The following is a 21,818-nucleotide window of genomic DNA, read 5'->3' on the forward strand; positions in this document are numbered from 1 at the left end:
TGATTTTCCGAAAACCTTACACCAAATCGCCCGCCTCCCAAAGCAAAGTTTTCGTGACGGCAGGGCTCCGCCACCTTTTCCTCTGGCCATAAATATCCCGGGGAGCGCGAGGGGCTGGCCCCTCGCATCGGTCATACCCTGAACGTCGCGCAACTGCCCTGCGTCAGATTCCCAGCCGATCCCGCGTCGCGTACCACGTCATTGCCAGCACCAAGAGCGGCGAACGGAACGCGGCCCCCCCGGGGAAGGTTTGTGCAGGCACCCGCGCCAGGGTATCGAAGCCCTGCGCCTCGCCCCGCACCGCATCGGCCATCAGCTTGCCCGAGAACGTGGCCATGCCCACCCCGTGCCCGGAATATCCCGAGGCCGACAGGATATTCGGCGCCACCCGTGCCAGGTAGGGCATCCGCTTCATCGTGATCGCCAGCGTCCCGCCCCAGGCATAGTCGATCCCGACGTCGCCCAGATGCGGAAAGATCTGCGTCATCGGCTTGCGCACCAGCGCCGCGATATCGTCCGGGAAGCGATAGCCATAAGTCTCGCCGCCGCCAAACAGCAGCCGCTTGTCGTGGCTCAGGCGAAAGTAATTCACCACGAATTTGCTGTCGGCCACGGCCACATCCCGCGTCAGCACCTTGTCCGCGTCGTCCCCCAAGGGCTCCGTCGCCACCACGAAATTGTTGATCGGCATCACCTTGGCCGCAACCTTGCGATTGAGCCCGCCCAGATACCCGTTGCAGCCCAGGATCACGTGCTCCGCCGTCACCCGGCCCGCATCCGTGGCCACCACGGCGGGCGATCCCTCGTCGATCCGGTGCACCTCGGCCCGCTCGAATATCCGCACGCCCGCATCCCGCGCCGCCCGGGCCAGCCCAAGGGCAAAGGCCAGCGGATGCAGATGCGCCGCCGACATGTCCAGCGACCCGCCCACGTATTTCGGCGAGGGGCAGAGCGCCTGTGCTTCGTCCCGGTCCAGCGTCTCCAACTGGTCATAGCCATACCGGCGAAACAGGAACTCGGCATAGTCATGCTCTTCGCGCACCTCCGCCCTGGAAAAGCACATATGCGCGATCCCCGGCTTCAGGTGACAGTCGATCCCGTGCTTGGCCACCAGCCCTTTCACCAGCGCCTTCGACCCTTCCGCCAACTCCCACAGCTTGGCCGCATCGTCGCGCCCCACCATCTTTTCCAGCGTCTGCTGGTCCTGCCGCTGACCTGACCCAAGCTGCCCGCCATTGCGCCCCGACGCGCCAAAGCCGACGCGATGCGCCTCCAGCAGCACCACGTCCAGCCCCGCTTCGGCCAGATGCAGCGCCGCCGACAGCCCGGTGAACCCACCTCCCACCACGCAGACATCTGCGGTCACCTCGCCCCTCAGCGGCGCGAAAGGCTCCAAGGCCTGCGTGGTCGCGGCATACCAGCTGTCGGGGTATGTCCCGGGCTTGTCGTTGGAATAAAGCAGGTTCATTGCGGCACGATCCTGTAATGGCTCAGCGAAAATGACGGCGCGTCAAGCGTGTCCACCCGGATGCCGTCGACCGTCGCGACATCCAACTCGATCTTGAAACAGTCGGGGCAGGGGCGACCCAGATGCGCCTCGGCCATCTCCGCCAGCCGGTCCGCCACGAAGGGCGGCTCGGGCGGCGCAAACGCGGGCATGTCGGCAAAGGCATCCTCGGCTTGCAACGCCTCGACCATGCGCTCGGTCAGATCGACCGTCAGCGTCGGCTCGATCACAATGATTCCGCCCAACCCGCGCAACGCGCCGTCGGCGTCGCGCAAATACCCGTCGATCCCTTCTCCCAGGACCGGCCAGCCCTGCAGCGACGGGTACTGCCGCCCGATCCGCATGGGATTCAACCGATAGGCATCGGTCTCGGGAAAGGCATGGGTGAATCCGGCGACGAACCGCGCCTCCAGCGCCGCTTCGTCAAACGGTTCCACCGGCTGGTGCCCGCTCTCGTCGGCCTCCAGCAGGATCGCGGGCAGGCTCAGCCGCACCCGCTTGGGAAACACGATCGTTCCCGGTGCGGGCAGGTTCGGCGGCTCGATCATCACCGCGTCCGCATCCTGCATCAGCTTGAACATCCGCGCCCGAGCCGTGTCGTGGTGGTCAAAGCTCTCGGTCACCAGTTCCACCGGCTCCGACGCCTCGACCAGCCCCGCCATGTCCCGCTCGTGTGGTGGATCGAAGGCCTCGTTCCCGGCACAAAAGGCCCGGTAACAGCGGTACGTCTCGACGGCCTGCTTGTCTTGCAGCACCGTCACGAAGGCACCGTCGGGCGGCATGCCCGGCGGGCTCAGGAACACGACCGACAGCAACGTCCGCTTCAGCTGCGCGCCCGGATTGTCGGTGTAATAGGCCTGCCCCTGCGCCGCCTTCAACGCGGCGGCATCCCGCACCACGCGCAGCCCGTCGCCGGTCACCTGATCGTGCAGCAACAGCGCATAGCCCCCTTCGTCCAGCGGCAGCCCCTCCAGAAAGGCATACCGCTCGATCCCGGAGGTGTCATCGGCAGCCGGCGCCGGGGCAGGACCCTCGCGCAACGCCCACAGCCCCGCCACCAGCAGGGCCATCACGCCAAGGGCAAGTCCCGCCTTAGACATTCATCAGCAGATGCTCGCGCTCCCACGGGGAAATCACCTGCAGGAACTCGGCATATTCCGTGCGCTTGACGATGGAATAGACCCGCGCGAACTCGGGGTGCAGGACCTCCTGCAACTCGGTCGCCTCGTCGAACAAATCCAGCGCCGCGCCCAGCCCGTCGGGGAAATCCGGCTCGCCCTCATAGGCGTCGCCGCGGTATTGCGGCTTGGCCCGCAGCTCGTTCTTGATCCCCAAAAGGCCACAGGCCAGGCTGACCGCGATCCCGAGATACGGGTTGCAATCCATCCCCGCGATCCGGTTCTCGACCCGCCGCGCCTCGGGCTTGGACAGCGGCACGCGGATGCCCGTGGTGCGGTTGTCGCGCCCCCATTCAAGGTTGATGGGCGCGGCGTTGTCCTTGACGTAGCGGCGGTATGAATTGACGTAGGGCGCCATCACCCCAATCGCCGCCGGCATGTATTCCTGCAAGCCGCCGATGAAGTGATAGAACATGTCGGTCTCACCGCCCTGCGGCCCGGAAAACGCGTTCTTGCCGGTCTCCATGTCGATGATCGAGTGGTGGATATGCATGGCGCTGCCCGGCTCGGCGGCGATGGGCTTCGCCATGAAGGTGGCAAAGCAATCGTGCCGCAGCGCCGCCTCGCGGATCAGCCGCTTGAAATAGAACACCTCGTCCGCCAGCTTTACCGGGTTGCCATGCCGCAGGTTGATTTCCAGCTGGCCCGCGCCGCCTTCCTGCGTGATCCCGTCGATCTCGAACCCCTGCGCCTCGGCAAAATCGTAGATGTCGTCGATGACGGGGCCGAACTCGTCCACCGCCGTCATGCTATAGGCCTGCCGCGCGGCCGCCGGACGACCCGACCGGCCCACCATCGGCGCGATCTCCTGCCGGGGGTCCAGATTGCGGGCGATCAGGAAGAACTCCATCTCCGGCGCGACCACGGGCTTCAGCCCCAGCTTCTCGTATTGCTGCACCACCCGCTTCAGCACGTTACGCGGGGCAAAGGGGATGGGTTTGCGGTCGCGGTCATAGGCGTCGTGGATCACCTGCAACGTCCAGTCCCCGGTCCACGGCGCGGCGGTGGCCGTGCTCATGTCCGGCGTCAGGATCATGTCGCGCTCGATGAACCCTTCGGCCCCTGCCGCCTCGCCCCAGTCGCCGGTGATCGTCTGGTAGAAGATCGAGTCGGGCAGGTGGAAATAATCCTGCCGCGCGAACTTGGTCGCCGGCACCGCCTTGCCCCGCGCGATGCCGGGCAGGTCGGCGACGATGCACTCCACCTCGTCCAGCCGCCGGTTCTCCAGGTAGGCCTGCGCCGCCTCGGGCAGGCCGGTTGTCCAATCCTCGGCCATGTCAGGCCCCTTTCCTGAAATGCGCCGCCATGCGCTCGGCAAAGGCGGCGGCGTCCGTGGGCGTCTCGGCACTGGCGGTCGCTTGGGCCAGCTGGCCGTCGGGCACCACGCCCGCGCCGCGCTGGTCGATGATGGTCTGCAACACATGCGCGGTGAATTCCGGGTGGGGCTGGATCGTCAGGATCCTGTCGCCGATCATCAGCGCCGCGTTCTCGCAAAAATCCGAATGCCCGATCACCTCGGCGCCCTCGGGCACCTCGATCACCTGGTCCTGGTGCCAGGCATGCATCGCCACCGGCTTGCCCTCGATCTGGTACTCGGTGCGCCCCACCGACCAGCCGCCGGGAAATTTCACCACCTTGCCGCCCAGAGCCTGCGCGATGATCTGGTGGCCAAAGCACACCCCGATCAGCGGCTTGCCCGCGTCGCGGATATCCCGGATGAACGCCTCCAGCGGGGGGATCCACGGATGGTCCTCGTAAGCGCCGTGCTTGGAGCCGGTAATCAGCCAGCCATCGGCGTCATCGGGACTGTCGGGGTAAACCTCGTCCACCACGTCGTAGCGCTCGAAGGTAAAGCCGTCCCGCCCCAGCAGGTCGGCGAACATCGCGTCATAGTCCCCCGTGCTCTCGATCAGGTCGGGCAGGGCGTGGCCGGTCATCAGGATGCCGATTTTCATGTCACACCAGAAATTTGATCAAATTTACGCTAGCCGAGCCAATCGGCCCGTTCAAGGCCGTTCTAGGCCATTTCCGGCGCCCACGCCACGGGGTCTCGGCGTTCGGCGTGTTAACGATTTCGGTTTTGGAAAAATACCGCCGCGATACCACCCGGATACCGACGCGATACCGACGTGGGTTTGCGGCGTTAACCTTTGAGTCGCTCAGACCGTCTCAAGGTAGACTTTCCAGTGCTCCGCCGGGTCCATCTCGGCGAAAAGCGCCAGTTCCTGCCGCTTGGTCATCACCAGGTTCTGGATCAGCATCGGGTCGAACACCCGTGCCAGAATGGGCGCGGTCTCAAACAGGTCAATCGCGCTCTCCCAGTTCTCGCAAAGCTGCAAGAGGTTGAGATCATAGGCATTTCCCGTGATCGGCTCGGGCGGCTCCAGCCCGTCCTCGATGCCCGTCAGCGCGGCCCCCATCACGCCCGCAAAGGTCAGATAAGGGTTGGTATCGCCCCCGGCGACCCGGTGCTCGATCCGCCGCGCCTTGGGGCTGCCCCCCGGCACCCGAATGGCCGCCGTGCGGTTCTCATAGGCCCAGGCCACCCCCGTCGGCGCATGCGCCCCCGGCACCAACCTGTCATAACTGTTGGCATGGGGTGCAAACAGCAATGTGCTCTCCCGCATCGCCGCGATGCACCCCGCAACCGCCTGTTTCAAAAGGGATGTTCCCTCTTCCCCGCCATTGTCGAAGACGTTCTTGCCGTCCTCGTCCCAGACCGAGAAATGCAGGTGCATCCCGTTGCCCGCATCGTCGGCAAAGGGCTTGGCCATGAAGGTCGCGGCGAACCCGTGGTTGCGCGCCAGGTTCCGAATGAGCCGCTTGAACAGCCACGTGTCGTCGGCCGCCCGCATCGCGTCCTGATGGTTCAGCGTGATCTCGAACTGGCCCACACCGCTTTCGCTGGTCATGGTCTGCGCGGGAATTCCCATGGCCGCGCAGGCGTCGTAAAGCTCTGACAGGAAAGGGTCGAACAGGTCCAGCTGCGCCATCGACAGGATCTCTTCCGACCCGATCTCACGGCCCGTTAGGGGGTTCTTAACCGGGCTGAGCGTATCGTCGCTGTCATCGACCAGGGTGAATTCCAGCTCGGTCGCGGCCACCACGCGCCATCCCCGCTCGGCATAGCGCGTCAGTACGGCGTCCAGGGCATGGCGCGGGTCGCCTTCAAAGGGGCGGCCATCCTCGTGATACATGGCCATCGGCACCAGCGGCTGCTCGGTTTCCAGCCAGGGCAGGGGCAAGGCGCCGCGCCCGGTGGGCAGCAGGATGCCATCGGCATCGCCGGTCTCGAAGACCAGCGGGCTGTCCTCGATATCCGCCCCGAAGATGTCGAGGTTGAGCGCCGAGATGGGCATCCTGACCGCGCCCTTGTCCAGCTTGCCGGCATAGTCACCCGGCACGCGCTTGCCACGCATGCGCCCGTTAAGGTCGCACGCCGCCACGCGAAAGGTCTGGTATGTCGAAAGGTCCATGAGGCGCTTCTTTATCCAAGAAGAAAGCCGGGGGCCAGATACATTCGACCGCCCGGCTTTTTCTTGCTAAAAAATACTCGATTACAGTGGGTTACCCCGAAACTGACGCCCGGTGGATGCTGTCGATTGACGTTGCGATCGTGTCGTTGAACGCCTCGTCCGACTGCTGCGCCGACAGCCCCTCGGTCAGCGCGCGCGAGAAACTGGCGATCATGCCGGTGTTCTTCGACAGCCGGTCATTGGCCTCCTCCCGCGAATATCCGCCCGACAGCGCGACGACCCGCAGCACGCGGGGGTGGTCCACCAGCGACTTGTAGTGATTGGCGGTCTCCGGCAGCGTCAGCTTGAGCATCACCTCGCGGCCCTCGGGCAGGGTGTCGAGGTGTTTGGCGATCTCGTCGCGCAGGATCGTCTCGGCCTCGGCCTTGTCACTGATCGAAATCGTGACTTCCGGCTCTATGATCGGCACGAGGCCGTGGTCAAGAATGATGTTACCTATCTCGAACTGCTGGTCGACGACCGCGGCAATCCCCGAGGGCGAGGCCGCGTTGATCACCGACCGCATCTTGGTGCCGAAGATACCTGCATCATTGGCCCGGCCCAGCAAGCTCTCCAGATCAGGGATCGGTTTCATCAGCTGCACGCCGTCAGCTTCGTCCGCCAACCCCTTGTCAACTTTCAGGAAAGGCACAACACCGCGCTCTTGCCATAGGTACTGCGCAGACGGTTTGCCACCCATCTCGCGGTCCATGGTCATCTCGAACAGGATCGCGCCCAGCACCTTGTCGCCGGTAAAGGCGGGGGCCTGTGCGATACGGGTCCGCATGTCGTGGACCAGATCGAACATCTCTTCGTCCGAGCCATAGGCATTTTCCTCGACCCCATAAAGGCGCAGCGCCTTGGGGGTCGATCCTCCCGACTGGTCCAGCGCCGCGATAAACCCTTGCCCTGCGCGCACCTGCTCCGTTTGTTCAGCCTTCGACATGCCATCCCTCTTGCCGGTAAATCAGAATTTCCCGTTTCATACGTGAGCGCCGCGTGCCGCGCAATGCTCGGTGGCGCCTACGCGGCGGGTCTGCGCGCAGGTAGTGCATCGGTCGCCTTGATACGATGCAGCAAGTGCAGACCGCAGGCGCGTCAGTTCAAGCCGTCAGCAGGATAGCGGGACGATGATGAATCAGAACGCGCCGCAAGCTCAGTCCGCTTTGGAATACCGGTCGGCCAGGTCACGCTCGATCCAGTCTGTCAGCGCGCGGGTCTGGATTTCGGACCGCAAGCCCGCCCATGCCGCGCTCACTTCGGCGCCGCGATTCTCGAAGCGGTTCTCGATACCTTCGCGGAGGGGACGGGCGCCGATATCGCCTGCGGCCTCGGCAATCAGAGCGAAGTAATAGGCTTGCCGGTACGAACGCGGCGCACCAAGCCCGGTGAAATAGGCCAGCGCTTGCGCCCGCACCGCGCGGATCTCGTCGCCCGGGGGCAAGTCGGCGGCAGCGCCCTGCACCTGAAGATGCGCGTCCTGCGCCGCGATGACCTGCATCGTGGTCAGCCGCTCTTCCAGCCGGTCCAGCATGGCAATCGCTCCGGGCTGTCGGCCCGCGGATGCGGTGAGCGTATTCCGGTAGGCGGCCGCCGGGTCGGTTCCGGCCTGCGCCTGTGCCGTCAGCAGCGCGGCCTCGGCGGCCTCGGCTCCGCCGCCCTCTACAAGCGGCGACAGGATCTCGGGCACCAGCGCCTCGGCGCGTGGCACACCGCTGCCGGTCAAAAGCGCGCGCGCCACGGTCAGACGCTCGGTCGCACTGACATCGCCGCTATCCAGCCGGGCCAGGATGTCGGCATCCAGCAGTTCGGATTGCGCCAGCGGCGCAGTGCGGGCGTCCGGCGCCAGCGCCTGCAACAGCTCTTCAGGTCTTTCGTAGACACCAGGTTCCAACACGATGCCGCCTTCGGGCAGTTGCGCCTCGCTCGTGATCTCGCCGGGCGCGCGCACGAAGCCGGCCACATGCTCCATCAGGTCGTCGATGAACCGCCGCTCGGTCGCGGTCAGGGCGCGGGTGCCGTTGTTGCTGAGCATGTTGGTCAGTTCCTCGGTACCAAGGCCCTGGATCACTTCGGGCTGGCGCAGGTTCTCGGGGATAAGCGATGACAGCCGCTCCCAGCCGCCTTGATCCTGCAGGCCCACGACAGCGCGGCGCACGCGGATTGCCGGATCGCCCGGAAGACCGAACTGGTCCAGCCGCGGCAGGATCGCGCCGGCCGCCTCCAGGTCGAGGATCGCCAGATCGTTCACCGCCGCCGAGCCGTTGACCCGGATCTCGCCTGTGCTGTGCACGTACTCGGCCTCATAGGTCAGCCGATCCACCTCGATCGCGTTGTACCCGGCCGAACGCAGGCTGAGCCCCACATCACGCGGCACGCAGGCGATCGCGGCATTGGCCCCGACCATCGTGCTTGAAATCGTCGCCACGCCGAACGCCGCCGCGGGCTGACCCAGATCGACGCTGACCCGCTGCACCGTGATCTCGCACTGGCGGGCGCGATCGTGCGGCAGTTGCGGGCGCAGCGTCACCCCGGTCAGGGCCACGGTGCCGCGCAGAATATCGGTCTGCAAATGCTCATACTCGACCTCCATCTGCGTGCGCAGCGCCGATATGGCGATGCTGGCCAGGCTTTCGGCGATACCGTCGACGGTGACAAGGTCAAGCAGGCTGGGCTTCGGGTCGCCTTCGGCACCGCCCGGCGTGGCTAGGCCAAGGCAAAGGACGGCGGCGATGGCAGGTGTGAAACGGCGCATGATGGGCTCCCCCGGTGAAATCGTGCTGGGTCAGGCTAGGCCCGCATCGAACGATACCACAGTCCGGGATTCCATACCTTTGAAAAACGGTCCCCGACCCCGGGGCCGCAGGGACGGTCTCAGCCGCCCAGGGCGGCCACACCCGGCAGCGTTTTACCTTCCATCCACTCCAAAAACGCGCCACCGGCGGTGGAGATATAGGTGAAATCCTCTGCCGCGCCCGCCTGGTTGAGGGCTGCCACGGTGTCACCGCCCCCTGCGACCGAGGTCAGTAGTCCGTCACGGCTGCGCTTGGCGGCATGAGCGGCGGCGGCGTTGGTGGCCGCATCGAATGGCTCGATCTCGAAGGCACCCAGCGGGCCGTTCCAGATGAGAGTCCGCGCGGTGTCGAGCGCGGCGGTGATCCGCGCGACGGCCTGCGGCCCGGCATCCAGGATCATGGCATCGTCGGGGCAGGCATGGGCCGGAACCGTCTGGTGCGCGGCGCCTGCGCGGAATTCCTCGGCCACCACGACATCGGCTGGCAGCAGAATCTCGCAGCCCGCGCCACCGGCCTTGACCATGATCTCACGCGCCGTGTCCGCCATCTCGTGTTCGCACAGAGATTTGCCCACGCTCAGGCCCTGCGCGGCCAGGAAAGTGTTGGCCATGCCGCCGCCGATCACCAGCTTGTCCACCTTCTCGACAAGGTTGCCCAGCAGGTCCAGCTTGGTCGAGACCTTGGCCCCGCCCACCACAGCCACAACGGGCCGTTCGGGGTTGCCAAGCGCCGTTTCGAGCGCCGACAGTTCGGCCTGCATCAGCCGACCCGCGCAGGCGGGCAGGTGGCGGGCCAGCGCCTCGGTCGAGGCATGGGCGCGGTGCGCGGCCGAGAAGGCATCATTGCAATAGACATCGCCAAGACCGGCAAGGCGCGCGGCGAAATCGGGGTCGTTGGTCTCTTCGCCGGGATGAAAGCGGATATTCTCCAGCAGCAGCACCTCGGCCGCCTTGGCCTCGGCGGTGGGTTCTTCGGCCCCGTCCAGCGTTTCGATGAACTGCACGGTATGCCCCGTCGCCTGTTGCAGGGCGGGCACCACCTGGCGCAGTGACATCGCGTCGACCACCTTGCCCTTGGGACGCCCGAAATGCGCCAGCAAGAGCGGCTTGCCGCCTGCGGCGAGGATGGTGTCGATGGTGGGCTTGATGCGTTCCAGCCGCGTGGCGTCGGTGACGCGCCCGTTCTCGACTGGCACGTTGATATCCACCCGTGTCAGTACGGTCTTGCCATCGAGGTCCATGTCATCGAGCGTCTTCCAGGCCATCTCGTGATCTCCATTGGGTGGCAGTCGCGCGCCTTTTGGCGCGACCTTGCAGGGGCGTCAAGCTCTGGCTTGGCAATCCCGGGCTGAGCGCCTAGGTATTGCCCAACCCAAGTTAACAAGGAGGCCCGCATGGCCGAGATCAAAGACCCCGAGAACACGATCCTGATGGAGCTGAAGGACGGCACCGTGACGATCGAACTCCTGCCCGACGTGGCCCCGGGCCATTGCGAGCGTATGAAGGAACTGGCGCGCTCGGGCCAGTATGACAACGTGGCCTTTCATCGGGTGATCGACGGCTTCATGGCCCAGACGGGCGATGTGGCCAACGGCAACATGGAAAAGGATTTCAACATCCGCAGCGCCGGCACTGGCGGCAGCGACCTGCCCAACCTCAAGGCAGAATTCTCGGGCGTTCCGCATGACCGCGGCACGCTGGGCGCGGCGCGCAGCCAGAACCCCGACAGCGCCAACAGCCAGTTCTTCATCAACTTCTCGGACAACCATTTCCTCAACCGGCAATACACGGTCTATGGCCGCGTCATCGAGGGTATGGAGCATGTCGACGCCATCACCCGCGGTGAGCCGCCCGCGAACCCCGACCGGATGATCAGCGTGAAGGTGGCCGCCGATGCTTAAGCTTTCTGCACTCTTCACCCTGCTGGCCGCACCCGCCCTGGCGACCGGCCTTGAAATCGAGGTCGCGGGCGAGGCCAACGGCACCATCACGGTTGACCTGCTGGAGGACGTGGCCCCCGGCCATGTCGAACAGATCACCGAACTGGCCCGGGAAGGCGCCTACGACAACGTCGTCTTCCACCGCGTGATCGACGGCTTCATGGCGCAGACCGGTGACGTGGAGTTCGGCAAGATGGGCGGCGACATGTCCATGGCCGGGCGCGGCGGTAGCGACCGCCCCGACCTGGCCGCCGAGTTCTCGGACATCACCTTTGACCGCGGTGTTGTCGGCATGGCTCGCAGCCAAAGCCCTGACAGCGCCAACAGCCAGTTCTTCATCATGTTCGCGCCGGGCCCGTTCCTGGACGGGGAATACACTGTCGTGGGCCGCGTGACCGAAGGGCTTGATGTGCTCGATGGCATCAAGCGTGGCGAAGGCCCAAACGGGGCTGTCATCGGCGAGCCGGACCGCATGGTGTCCGTCACGGTGACGGAGTAAGACGCGTGACGACCACGGGGTACGAGCCACTGAATGTGCTCAAACCCGTGGCCGACCGCATTTGGATCATCGACGGTGCGCCGGTGACGGTGATGGGCTTTCCCTTTCCCACCCGCGCCACGGTGATCCAGCTAGAGAACGGCGACCTCTGGGTGCATTCTCCGACCCCGCTCACGAACGATCTGAAGGATGCCCTGGCGGTGCTGGGACCGGTGCGGCACCTCGTTGCGCCGAACCAGTTCCACTTTCTGCACATTTCCGAATGGGTGCATGCCTATCCCGACGCGGCTTTCTGGATGGCACCGGGTACGAAAGAACGTGCGGCAAAGCTCGGGCTCGACATGCCGGACGGGCAGGAATTGCAGCCCCGGGAGGCCGACGCGCCGTGGGCGGGCCAGATCGCCCAGCTTCTGGTGCGCGGCAGCCGGACGCACAAGGAACTCGCGTTCTTTCACAAGGCGTCAACCACGACCATCCTGACCGACCTGATCGAGGCGTTCGAGACCGACAAGCTGCCGGCGCGATGCCGGCCTTTCGTGTGGCTGAACGGGATCGGCGATCACGACGGCAAAACGCCGCCCCTGATCCGCTGGACCTTCCGCGACAAACAGGACTTTGCCGAAGATATCGAGACCATCGTCGGCTGGGGTGCGCGGCGCGTGATCATCGCCCACGGGCGCTGGTACGACCGCGACGGCACAGCAGAGTTGGAGCGGGCCTTTCGCAAGTTGCTGGCGCCGCGACAATGGGACCGCGCGATGCGGGACATGAAAGCCCGCGAAAGGGATGACGATCCGGCCTAGGCTAGGGCGGGCGCTGCGGCTTGGCGCATTCCTGCAAAGCTGGATCAGTCTCAGCGAATGATGTTCGGGCGAAAACGAATGCGGGCGCGGCGTTCCCGGGGCAGGTGACGGTTCAGCCGCCGGTTCGCCAGTCCGAAGATCGAGATCACCACCAGCGTCAACAGGATGAAGTAGCCCGCCAAAATCGGGTAGGGCACGAACGGGTTGAACGTCTTGTCGGCAAAGTAATTCGCGTAATAAAGCGCGTCGCCCCGTTGCTGCCACGCCGGGAAGGCCGAGAAGAAGACCAGAGTGGTCGCGTGGAAAAGAAAGATCGCTTCGTTGGTGTAGGCGGGCCAAGCCAGACGCAGCATGGTGGGCCAGATGATCCGCCGGAACCGGGTGAACCCCGAGAACCCATAGGCATCCGCCGCCTCGACCTCGCCCTTGGGGATCGAGCGCAAGGCGCCGTAGAAGATCTCGCCCGAATAGGCGGCCGTGTTGAGGAAAAGCACGATCAACGCGCCCAGCCAAGCAGCGGTGAACGCATCGAAGACCGGGTAAACAGACTTGAGGTTCAGAAAGGCCGCGTAGGCGAAGAAGAACTGGATGAAGAGCGGCGAACCCCGGAAGATGTAGATGAACCAGGCCGACGGCTTTTGCAGCAAGCGGTTGGGCGAGGCCTTGCCCACGGCCACCACCGTGGCGAGGCCAAAGCCGAGGATGATCGCCAGCACGCCGAAATAGATATTCCAGATCATGCCGGAACCGATCAGCGTGACCTGCTGGCAAAGCGTAAAATCCTCACGCGGCAACAGGCGCTCACCCAGACCGATGGAGCGCAGCGCGTAATCCTGGATGGTCTGCCAGCAACTCATCACGCCGCCGCCTTTCGCAGCGCTTCGCCGCCCGTGGTGGCCTGGCCGTGCGACAGCTTGATCATCAGCCGGTCGAGCACGATCTCGGACACCCGCGTCAGGCCCAGGTAGAAGACCAGCAGTGCCAGGAAATACCACATGCGCCAGTCGCCATGCGGGTAATCGGTGAATTTCGGCAGGGCCGTACCCGCCAGCTCCCGCGCCCAGTAGACGATATCCTCAACGCCCAGCAGGAACAGAAGCGGGGTTGCCTTGGTCAGCACCATCCAGACATTGCTGAGACCGGGCAGGGCATAGACCCACATTTGCGGCACGAGGATCCGCCAGAAACTTTGTCGCGGGGTCATGCCATAGGCTTCGGCGGTTTCGATCTGGCCGCGGGGCACGGTGCGCATCGCGCCGTAAATCACGTTGCCCGCGAATGCACCGAACACCAGCGCAAAGGTCAGCACCGCAAGGAAGAAACCGTAGATCTCGTGCACCCACTGGTCCGCCTCGCCCAAGGGCATCTTGGCGGCCTGGCAGACGATGAAGTCGTTGCCCTGGCGGATGGGTTCGCTCCAGTCCGGGCATTTGACCTTGTGCCGGACCCATTCGACGCCCTGGTCGAGCGCGATGATGAAAAAGAGGAAAAATGCCGTGTCGGGCACGCCGCGCACGAGGTTGATGTACCCATGCGCCAGCCAGGCCAGTGGCGGAAATTTCGAGCGTGCCGCGGTTGCGGCGCCAAAGCCGAAGGCCAGTGCAGTCGGCGCAGTGATCGCCAGCAGGACCAGCACAAGGCCGACGGCGAAATAGAGATTGGCGTGTTTGGCGGTGGTGAGATAGCAGGCAAGCCACTGCACATCGCCAAGGGCCGAGGGGTCGGCGCAGAACTCAAACATCACGATCTCTCGCGGCCCGGCCCAAGGGCAAAGGCCCGAGCGTGACGCCGGGCACGAAGATAAGGGTGGTATCGGCCATAAGTCCCCGTCCGGCCTGAAGCGCGGGCCCCGGAATGCCCGGGGCGCGGCTGTTTCAGCTTATTCGAAAGTCGATGCGACTTCCCATTTCTTGATCAGCTCGTTCAGGCTGCCATCGTCCTTCATCGACTGGATGGCGGCATCGAACGTCTCTTTCAGCTCGGTGTCGGATTCGCGGACACCCATGCCGACGCCTCCGCCGAGCGCAACATCGTCGCCGACGAACATCATGTCGCTGTCCTCGGCCACGACCGGGGCAAGGAAGGACTTGTCGGCCAGAACCGCGTCGGCCTCGCCGTTGCGGACGGCGGCGATGGTTTCCTCGGGCGTGGCGAATTCCACCAGTGTCGCACCGGATTCGGCGACATAACCTGCCTGGATCGTGCCGGTCTGGGCCGCGATCACGCCGCCTTCGACATCGACGCCTTCCGACATGCCGGCATAGGCCGAGGGATCGGGCGGCGTGTAGTTCTGGGTAAAGTCGATGACTTCGTCACGCTCGTCGGTGATCGACATGCCCGCGATGATGACATCATAGTTGCCGCCTACCAGGTTGGGGATGATCGAATCCCAGTCGTTCTTGACCCATTCGCAGGTTAGCTCGGCCCGCGCGCACAGCTCGTCGCCCAGTTCGCGCTCGAAGCCATCGATCTCGCCCGCGTCGTTGACGAAGTTCCACGGCGCATAAGCGCCTTCGGTGCCCAGGCGGATCGTCTTGTCCTGGGCCATCGCCATGCCGCCGGCAACTGCCAGGGCAAGTGTGGAAAGAACTAGCTTTTTCATAAGTGTCTCCCTTGCTTGGTTCTTTTGGTTCAGGCGGCCATCGTCGAGCTGAGAAACTGACGCAGCCGCTCGGATTTCGGGGACCCGAAGAGCGTCTCCGGATCACCTTCTTCTTCGATCAGGCCCTGATGCAGGAATATGACGTGGTCAGACACGTCATGGGCCATTTTCATGTCGTGGGTCACGATCATCATGGTCCGCCCTTCGGCGGCCAGGTCCTTGATCACGCGCACGACTTCCTGTTCCAGTTCGGGGTCGAGCGCCGAGGTGGGTTCGTCGAACAAGAGCGCCTCGGGCTCCATGCAAAGTGCCCGCGCGATGGCGGCGCGCTGCTGTTGCCCGCCCGACAGTTGCGCCGGGTAGACATCGCACTTGTCGCCGATTCCGACCTTTTCCAGGTACCCGCGTGCAGCCTGCTCGACCTCTGCCTTGGGGCGACCCAGCACGGTGACCGGGGCCTCCATCACGTTTTGCAGGATGGTCAGGTGCGCCCACAGATTGAACTGCTGGAACACCATCGACAGGTTCGTGCGAATCCGCAGCACCTGCTTGGAGTCTGCCGGGTGCCGGTTCAGGCCAGAGCCTTTCCAGGTCACCGGCTCGCCCTTGAACAGGATATCTCCCTGCTGGCTGTCTTCCAGCAGGTTGGCACAGCGCAGAATAGTGGATTTGCCTGACCCCGAGGAGCCGATGAGCGACACCACGCTGCCCTTGGGTGCCGTGATGTCGACGCCCTTGATGACCTCAAGGTTGCCATAGGCCTTGTGCAGATTGCGGATCTCGATGACGGGTTTTTCGTCAGGCAAAGGCAGCTTCCGGTTTGCAGGTCAGGCAGTCACACCGGACAATAGGGCAGCAATTTTGGGCCAATGCAACTTGCAAAACGAGGTTTTTTCGTCCGTTTCGTGCGGATTGCCCGGGTTTTGGGCGAATGCGGCGGGGTGCCGTAGCGTCAAGCGGGCGGCGGGGCCGGTGTCTGAACCGCCAGGTAGGCCTCGGGCGGAATTCGCACGATTCCGCGCAGGTCGAGGACGTCGCGGGTCTCACTTGGCAAGTCCTCGACCGCGGTCTGAAGGGCGGAGAAAATCGCGTCGGCATCCTGTCCGTTCGCCGTGATGAAGGGCAGGGCGGGTGTGGGCGATGTCGCGGCAATGACCTGCAGCTTGTCTGCGAAACTGTCGTAGCGCTGCATCAGCTGCCAGCTTTGCGCGTCGAGCGCGGCCAGATCGACCTGACCTTCCGCCACGGCGCGGGCCGAGGCCTGATGGCTGCCGGTGCGTCGCGTGTCGGTGAAGGCAAAGCCGCGCGCTTCGGCATAGGCGCCGGGCGCGGCCCAGCCGCTTTGCGACATCGGTTCGTTATAGCCAAAGGGCGCGGCAGAAAATTCAGCCGGATCGCTACGGGGATCTTGCTTGCGCGCCACGAAGACCGAGCGGTATTCGCCCGCCCCGCACCCGTCCAATCCATAATGCGGCGTGCCGACGATTTGGACTTTGCCATGCAGGCGGGCGCGGTAGGGGTATCCGCAGGTCTGAGACAGCAAAAGATCCGGGGATTGCCATTGGTCCCACGGGTCGCCCTCGCGCGTAAGTGTGTCGGGGCCGCGTCCAAGCGCCTTGCGTATGGCCTGCCAGAAACTGTCCGTCGCGGCCCGAATCTCGGGCCGGTCGTACATCGGCAGGCTGGCAATCATTCCTTTTCCTGGCGTTGGCGGGCAAGGGCGCTGTCCATGTCGGTCACGCCGAGGAAGTTCGATGCCATCCGGATGATTGCGTCCTCGCTTGCATCGCGCTCGCCATCGGCCAGCGCCACCTGCCACAACGCCTCGACCACGCGAAGCCGGTCGTCATAGGCCACGGCGTCCTTGATGGCGCGGGTAAAGCGCACGGTGTCCGGCGCTTCGCCTTCCAACTGCTCCGCCTGCTCCAGCAACGCACCAGCATCCGCTTCGGACAACTGGTAGCGTGTTTGCGCGATGGCCAGGATGCGCTGCCGCTCCTCGGCATCGAAATGCCCGTCCGACCGAGCGATGCGCACCAGCAGAGCCGTCAGCGCCAGCCGTGCATCTTCTTGGGGCAGGGTTTCAGGGGTCGACTCGGTGAGTTTTTTCAGAAAATCAGCAAACATGAAGGGGATATAGGCAACCAGCTGGCTGCCGCCAACGAGAATCTGCGCGTCGGGACGCTATTGGCTGCCACCGAGTTCGGTTTCGGCCCGGGCGCGTGCGGCGTCGCTGTCGTCTGGTGACAGGCCCAGCGTTTGGCGCACATCTTCCAGCACTTCCAGTTCTTCCTCGTGCCGGACGCCATCGGCCAGCGTCACTTCCCACAGCGCTTCGAGAGCGTCGACACGCGCTGCAAAGCTGACGGTCTTGCGAAGGATGTCGCCGAATTCCTCGGTGTCGGGTGCGTCGCGCTCCAGCCGCTCGGAGGTCGCACGCATCTTGGCCGCCTCGATCGGCCCAAGCCCGAAAAGTCGGCCCAGCAGCAGGTCGATCCGATGCACCTCTGCAAACTTGTAGCTGTGATCCGACATCGCCACACGCACCATCAGCGCTCCAAGCGCCAGCTTTTCGTCGGGCGCGGGCAGGGGCGGGGGTTCGGGCGCGTCGAACGCATGCAGCAAACGATGAAGCAGCGAGGTTTTTTCCATGGGGCGGCTCCGTGTATCTAGGATCGTTTGGTCACGTTTACAGCGTCAGCTGTGAGCAGGAAAACAAAATCGCAGGCGCACATCCGCGCATTGGTGGCGGAGGCCGGAAACGTGACACATTTGCTCCCAACAAACGGCATTTTTGCGCGTCACGGTGCTCTCAACCACATGATATCCTCGAGTGTGAAGCCTGCCATGTCGCGCAACGTTGCAAAGCCTGTCGTCAACATTTCGACCGCCGCGCCGGAGGACCAGCTGGCCTATCTGCGCGGCTGCACGCATGACGAGGTGCGCAGCTTTCTCAGGGCCTACGACTGGTCGGGCGACCCGAGGCGCGTTCTTGGCTGGGTCATGGCGCAGAAGTTCATGGATCTGGGGACGGCACTGACCGTGTTCCTCAACGGCCAGCCTCATCGCTTCAACTACCTGACAAAGCGCGACATTCCCGAGGAACTGGCAGGCGCGGCGCTAATGCTGGACTCGATTTGTCTTCGGCTCAATTCCGGGTTCTACCTCGTATGGCCGGATCAGGATGTCGAGGATCGTTCGCGAATCCAGAGTTGGCTTGAGGCCCAGGCCGAGGATCGGCAGACAGGCAGGCAGGGCCGGTATATCTTGGACGAGCGGATCATCGCGACGCTTTTGGAGAACAAGTTGCGCCTCGACCGCGAGGCCGAGACGGCTGTCTACCACGAACGCCGTTCGCTTCTGAGAGATCTGTTCAGCCCGGTGCTCGAACTTGGCGTCTCGCGCCGGATGCTGCGGTTTCATCCCCCGCAGGAAGACCCGGCCGACGACCTGACGAATCTGCGGTACTGACGCAGACGGCAACCACATCAGGGCGCCCTGTGAAAGGCGCCCTGACAGAGTTGGTCCGCAAGGATCAGAACTTGTAGGCAACACCGACCGAGAAGGCGTCGACTTCGCCATTGCGTCCCCCGAGGCCGGGACCCGAGAAGTCGTAATTGGTGCGGGTATACTCGAACCGGGTGGTGATATTCTCGCTCAGCATCGTCTCAAGACCGATGCCGTAGGAGATGCCCTGACCCGATCCCGAGACGCCGGCTGCGGCCACGTCCCAGTCCGTCCAGCCATAGCCCAGGGAGCCGTAGAGCATCGAGTTGCCGAAGGCATAGCCACCGCGGCCACGCAGGTTGATGTTGTTTTCCAGGTCCAGCCCGGTGCCCATCACCGTATAGTCCAGCTTGCTGTCATAACCCAGTTCGGCGCCCAACACGAAGTTGGGGGCAACAGCGTAATTGTAGCCGCCGAACACACCGGCGTTGATTTCGGGGTCGATCCCGACAGGAACGCCCGAGATACCGAGATTCTGCATATTGACCCGGCCGCCGGCGTAGAAGCCTTCCCATTTCTCGGCGTCCTGGGCGATAGCGGTGGTAGTGATGGCCGCGGACAGGGTTGCGGCGGCGGTCAGGGATTTAAAGATCGTTTTCATTTTATACCTCATGTCTAAGCGCGACCCAGGACAATCCCGGGGCTCGGACATAGGTCGCGGCGACAGGAGGAACGGTTCAAAGCGGTCGTCAAAAAAATTTACGACCTGACTTTGTTCCTGATTTTTAAGGGCTTAAACGAGGCGCGAGGTTTCCACGGCCGCCCGCACGAAATCCGCGAACAGCGGGTGCGGCTTGAACGGTTTCGATTTCAGCTCGGGGTGAAACTGCACACCTATGAACCACGGATGATCGTTCCACTCGACGATTTCCGGCAAACGGCCGTCGGGCGACATTCCGGAAAAGACAAGCCCGCATTCCTCGAGCTGTTTGCGGTACTCGATGTCCACTTCATAGCGGTGGCGGTGACGCTCGTCGATGGCGGTGCCGCCATAGACCTCGGCCACTTTGGACCCTTCCTTGAGTACAGCGTCATAGGCGCCAAGACGCATCGTGCCGCCCTTGTCGTCGGTGACCTTGCGCTTGACCTTCTCGTTGCCCTGCACCCATTCCTTGAGGTGATAGACAACCGGGGTGAAGCGTTTTTTGCCGGCCTCATGGTCGAACTCTTCAGAGCCTGCGTCTTTCAAACCCGCCTTGTTGCGCGCGGCCTCGATCACCGCCATTTGCATGCCAAGGCAGATGCCCAGATACGGAATCTTGCGTTCGCGGGCGAATTGCGCGGCCTTGATCTTGCCCTCGGTGCCGCGCTCGCCAAAGCCGCCGGGCACGAGGATCGCGTGGTAGCCCTCGAGGTGCGGCGCGGCGTCTTCGCGGTCGAACACCTCGGCATCGACCCATTCGACGTTGACCTTGACCCGGTTCGCCATGCCGCCATGGGTCAGCGCCTCCTTGATGGACTTGTAGGCGTCTTCCAGCTGCGTGTACTTGCCGACGATGGCGATGTTGACCGCCCCGTCGGTGTTGTGGATGCGGTCGCCCACGTCCTGCCAGGTCGTCAGGTCCGGGCGCGGCGCGGGAGAGATGTTGAACGCATCCAGAACGGCCTGATCCAGCCCCTCGTGATGATAGGCGAGCGGGGCCTCGTAGATCGAATTGAGGTCATAAGCCGCGACCACGGCCTCCTTGCGGACGTTGCAGAAAAGCGCGATCTTCTCGCGCTCTTTTTCCGGGATCGGCTGTTCCGAGCGGCAGACGAGGATATCGGGCGCGATCCCGATGGATTGAAGTTCCTTCACGCTATGCTGCGTCGGCTTCGTCTTCAATTCGCCGCTGGCGGCGAGGTACGGCAGAAGCGTCAGATGCATGAAGATGCATTGCCCACGCGGGCGATCATGGCTGAACTGGCGGATCGCCTCGAAGAAGGGCAGGCCTTCGATGTCGCCCACGGTGCCGCCGATCTCGCACAGCATGAAATCCACCTCGTCATCGCCGATGCCGATGAAGTCCTTGATCTCGTTGGTGACGTGAGGGACGACCTGAATGGTCTTGCCGAGGTAGTCGCCGCGGCGCTCGCGTTCCAGTACGTTGGAATAGATGCGGCCCGAGCTGACCGAATCAGTCATGCGGGCGGGGACGCCGGTGAAGCGTTCGTAGTGACCAAGGTCGAGGTCGGTTTCGGCACCGTCATCGGTGACGAAGACCTCGCCATGTTCGAACGGCGACATCGTACCGGGATCGACGTTCAGGTACGGGTCCAGCTTGCGCAGACGGACCGAAAAGCCGCGCGCCTGCAAAAGTGCGCCGAGTGCCGCAGAGGCAAGACCCTTGCCGAGAGAGGAAACAACGCCGCCGGTAATGAAAATATAACGTGCCATGCGCTGGCAATCCCCCGTGATTGCGGCGTTTTACGCCTATTAGATGCGGTCGAATCGACGCCTCGCGCACCGCATTACCACGGGACTCGAGCCTTAAAGGATTCGGATGAAAGGCGCAATATGCTGTGACACGCGTATGCGCGTCCGCAAGCCTTAGTGGTGTTTCTGGATCAGTCCGCGGTAGGTGTCAAAGGAGCGTCATCGCCCGCCGACGGCGGCAGAAGTCCATCACCGCTGTCGTCCAGCGCAGGATCGCTTTCCTCGGCCGCGGGCCTGTCGTCGGTGATCCGGTCCAGAACCGAGGATCCGCCAGCGTTCTGTGCCGCGATGACCGTCAGGGTCAGCGTGGTGGCGAAGATCGACAGGCCGAGCACCCATGTCAGCTTGCCGAGCGCCGTGGTGCCGGACCGACCTGTGGACACGTTGCCGCCCCCGCCGCCCATGCCAAGGCCGCCGCCTTCGGAGCGCTGCAACAGCACGACACCGATCAGCGCGAGCGCCAGCAGCAGGTGAACAAGCAGGATGACATTTTCCATAAGACGTGGTCCCTCGGGTTCGGATGGGCGGTATCTAAGCAATTCGGGCGTCCCCCGCAACCCGCCGTTTTCAACCCTGATTGCATGGCCGAAGGTTCGGTTGGAAAGGCCGCGTCGGCAAGGGCCTACTCGTCCACGTCATCCATGTCGGATTGTCCCGACAGGCGGCGGCGCACGTGGCTCCAGCTGAGGCCGATGCCCAGGACCAGCGAAAGCGCCACAAGTCCCAGCCAGAGGTTCCGCGTCGGATCGTCGAGGTCGAGGAAGCCATAGTCTGCGAGCACCCACGCCAAGGCTGCTGCGATGGCGAGGATCAAGCCCATGCCGAACGCCCCGATTGAGCGCAGCGTGGCGCGCAGGTAAATGATGTAGCCCACCAGAAGCAGCAGCGCGAAGAGTACGGTCAGCGGCATTTGCGCGTCCCAGTTTTCCTTCGCCCAAGCGATGAAATTGTACGGTGTCGGGTTGTACGTCGCAGCCAGCAGGATGAAGGCCAATGCCCACCTCAGGATAAATCCGGTCATCTGTGCTCTCTTGGCTTGTGTCGCACAAGATGTGCC

At 63.9% G+C, this 21,818-nt stretch carries 23 protein-coding genes; 4 read left to right on the forward strand and 19 right to left on the reverse strand.

Annotated elements, in window-relative coordinates:
• Positions 1 to 163: 163 nt before the first annotated feature.
• From RBB18_RS02265 to pgk, 8 genes are all read right to left on the reverse strand, one after another.
• Complete coding sequence (locus tag RBB18_RS02265; protein ID WP_306112300.1) at positions 164 to 1,468, reverse strand: FAD-binding oxidoreductase; 1,305 nt, start codon at positions 1,466 to 1,468, stop codon at positions 164 to 166.
• The gene (locus RBB18_RS02270; protein WP_306112301.1) at positions 1,465 to 2,607 is read right to left on the reverse strand and encodes a hypothetical protein; all 1,143 of its coding nucleotides are present in this window, start codon (positions 2,605 to 2,607) and stop codon (positions 1,465 to 1,467) included. The genes RBB18_RS02265 and RBB18_RS02270 overlap by 4 nt, the downstream gene beginning before the upstream one ends.
• Complete coding sequence (locus RBB18_RS02275; RefSeq protein ID WP_103761620.1) at positions 2,600 to 3,961, reverse strand: glutamine synthetase family protein; 1,362 nt, start codon at positions 3,959 to 3,961, stop codon at positions 2,600 to 2,602. Before RBB18_RS02275 ends, RBB18_RS02270 begins: the two co-directional genes overlap by 8 nt.
• Position 3,962: 1 nt before the next feature.
• Positions 3,963 to 4,640, reverse strand: coding sequence for a type 1 glutamine amidotransferase (locus RBB18_RS02280; RefSeq protein WP_306112302.1), 678 nt, complete (start codon positions 4,638 to 4,640; stop codon positions 3,963 to 3,965).
• A 204-nt stretch (positions 4,641 to 4,844) separates the two neighbouring features.
• Entirely contained in the window at positions 4,845 to 6,161 is a 1,317-nt protein-coding gene (locus RBB18_RS02285; RefSeq protein ID WP_306112303.1) for a glutamine synthetase family protein, read from the reverse strand.
• A 91-nt stretch (positions 6,162 to 6,252) separates the two neighbouring features.
• Positions 6,253 to 7,146 carry a fructose bisphosphate aldolase gene (locus RBB18_RS02290; protein WP_103761617.1) on the reverse strand — a complete coding sequence of 298 codons (894 nt, stop codon included), beginning with the start codon at positions 7,144 to 7,146 and terminating at the stop codon, positions 6,253 to 6,255.
• A 210-nt stretch (positions 7,147 to 7,356) separates the two neighbouring features.
• A complete protein-coding gene (locus RBB18_RS02295) occupies positions 7,357 to 8,955 on the reverse strand; it encodes a hypothetical protein (RefSeq protein ID WP_306112304.1) in 1,599 nt (532 codons plus the stop codon).
• Between the two features lie 119 nt (positions 8,956 to 9,074).
• A complete protein-coding gene (pgk, locus tag RBB18_RS02300; RefSeq protein WP_306112305.1) occupies positions 9,075 to 10,259 on the reverse strand; it encodes a phosphoglycerate kinase in 1,185 nt (394 codons plus the stop codon).
• A 129-nt stretch (positions 10,260 to 10,388) separates the two neighbouring features.
• Between pgk and RBB18_RS02305 the strand changes: the two genes are divergently transcribed.
• The 3 genes from RBB18_RS02305 to RBB18_RS02315 are packed head-to-tail and all read left to right on the forward strand — an operon-like array spanning position 10,389 to position 12,236.
• On the forward strand, positions 10,389 to 10,895 hold the full coding sequence (locus RBB18_RS02305) for a peptidylprolyl isomerase (protein ID WP_306112306.1): 507 nt from the start codon (positions 10,389 to 10,391) through the stop codon (positions 10,893 to 10,895).
• Positions 10,888 to 11,433 (forward strand): peptidylprolyl isomerase, encoded by a 546-nt coding sequence (locus tag RBB18_RS02310; RefSeq protein ID WP_306112307.1) that lies wholly within the window; start codon positions 10,888 to 10,890, stop codon positions 11,431 to 11,433. The genes RBB18_RS02305 and RBB18_RS02310 overlap by 8 nt, the downstream gene beginning before the upstream one ends.
• Positions 11,434 to 11,438: 5 nt before the next feature.
• Entirely contained in the window at positions 11,439 to 12,236 is a 798-nt protein-coding gene (locus tag RBB18_RS02315) for a DUF4336 domain-containing protein (protein WP_103761612.1), read from the forward strand.
• Positions 12,237 to 12,286: 50 nt separating this feature from the next.
• On the opposite strand, the gene RBB18_RS02320 is transcribed toward RBB18_RS02315, so the two are convergent.
• The 7 genes from RBB18_RS02320 to RBB18_RS02350 form a co-directional block, all read right to left on the reverse strand.
• Positions 12,287 to 13,093 (reverse strand): ABC transporter permease, encoded by an 807-nt coding sequence (locus tag RBB18_RS02320; RefSeq protein ID WP_103761611.1) that lies wholly within the window; start codon positions 13,091 to 13,093, stop codon positions 12,287 to 12,289.
• Complete coding sequence (locus tag RBB18_RS02325; RefSeq protein WP_103761610.1) at positions 13,093 to 13,977, reverse strand: ABC transporter permease; 885 nt, start codon at positions 13,975 to 13,977, stop codon at positions 13,093 to 13,095. Before RBB18_RS02325 ends, RBB18_RS02320 begins: the two co-directional genes overlap by 1 nt.
• A 138-nt stretch (positions 13,978 to 14,115) precedes the next feature.
• Complete coding sequence (locus tag RBB18_RS02330) at positions 14,116 to 14,838, reverse strand: transporter substrate-binding domain-containing protein (protein WP_103761609.1); 723 nt, start codon at positions 14,836 to 14,838, stop codon at positions 14,116 to 14,118.
• A gap of 29 nt (positions 14,839 to 14,867) precedes the next feature.
• On the reverse strand, positions 14,868 to 15,644 hold the full coding sequence (locus RBB18_RS02335; protein WP_103761608.1) for an ABC transporter ATP-binding protein: 777 nt from the start codon (positions 15,642 to 15,644) through the stop codon (positions 14,868 to 14,870).
• A gap of 146 nt (positions 15,645 to 15,790) precedes the next feature.
• The gene (locus RBB18_RS02340) at positions 15,791 to 16,531 is read right to left on the reverse strand and encodes a phosphate/phosphite/phosphonate ABC transporter substrate-binding protein (protein ID WP_306112308.1); all 741 of its coding nucleotides are present in this window, start codon (positions 16,529 to 16,531) and stop codon (positions 15,791 to 15,793) included.
• Positions 16,528 to 16,965: a TerB family tellurite resistance protein gene (locus RBB18_RS02345; protein WP_274592111.1), complete on the reverse strand. Its 438-nt coding sequence runs from the start codon at positions 16,963 to 16,965 to the stop codon at positions 16,528 to 16,530. The genes RBB18_RS02340 and RBB18_RS02345 overlap by 4 nt, the downstream gene beginning before the upstream one ends.
• Positions 16,966 to 17,022: 57 nt before the next feature.
• On the reverse strand, positions 17,023 to 17,490 hold the full coding sequence (locus RBB18_RS02350) for a TerB family tellurite resistance protein (protein WP_245890377.1): 468 nt from the start codon (positions 17,488 to 17,490) through the stop codon (positions 17,023 to 17,025).
• Positions 17,491 to 17,685: 195 nt separating this feature from the next.
• Here RBB18_RS02350 and RBB18_RS02355 point away from each other — a divergent pair, with 195 nt between their 5' ends.
• On the forward strand, positions 17,686 to 18,309 hold the full coding sequence (locus RBB18_RS02355) for a hypothetical protein (RefSeq protein WP_306112309.1): 624 nt from the start codon (positions 17,686 to 17,688) through the stop codon (positions 18,307 to 18,309).
• 64 nt (positions 18,310 to 18,373) lie between these two features.
• Here RBB18_RS02355 and RBB18_RS02360 read toward each other — a convergent pair whose 3' ends face one another.
• The 4 genes from RBB18_RS02360 to RBB18_RS02375 all read right to left on the reverse strand — a co-directional run bounded on the left by RBB18_RS02360 (position 18,374) and on the right by RBB18_RS02375 (position 21,782).
• Positions 18,374 to 18,946 carry an outer membrane protein gene (locus tag RBB18_RS02360; RefSeq protein WP_170067105.1) on the reverse strand — a complete coding sequence of 191 codons (573 nt, stop codon included), beginning with the start codon at positions 18,944 to 18,946 and terminating at the stop codon, positions 18,374 to 18,376.
• Between the two features lie 132 nt (positions 18,947 to 19,078).
• On the reverse strand, positions 19,079 to 20,722 hold the full coding sequence (locus RBB18_RS02365) for a CTP synthase (RefSeq protein ID WP_103761603.1): 1,644 nt from the start codon (positions 20,720 to 20,722) through the stop codon (positions 19,079 to 19,081).
• A 170-nt stretch (positions 20,723 to 20,892) separates the two neighbouring features.
• Positions 20,893 to 21,258, reverse strand: coding sequence for a preprotein translocase subunit SecG (secG, locus tag RBB18_RS02370; RefSeq protein ID WP_103761602.1), 366 nt, complete (start codon positions 21,256 to 21,258; stop codon positions 20,893 to 20,895).
• Between the two features lie 125 nt (positions 21,259 to 21,383).
• Positions 21,384 to 21,782 (reverse strand): DUF6524 family protein, encoded by a 399-nt coding sequence (locus RBB18_RS02375; RefSeq protein WP_306112310.1) that lies wholly within the window; start codon positions 21,780 to 21,782, stop codon positions 21,384 to 21,386.
• Positions 21,783 to 21,818 lie beyond the last annotated feature (36 nt).

Source organism: Roseovarius sp. MMSF_3298 (assembly GCF_030733705.1).
Lineage (GTDB): Bacteria > Pseudomonadota > Alphaproteobacteria > Rhodobacterales > Rhodobacteraceae > Roseovarius > Roseovarius confluentis.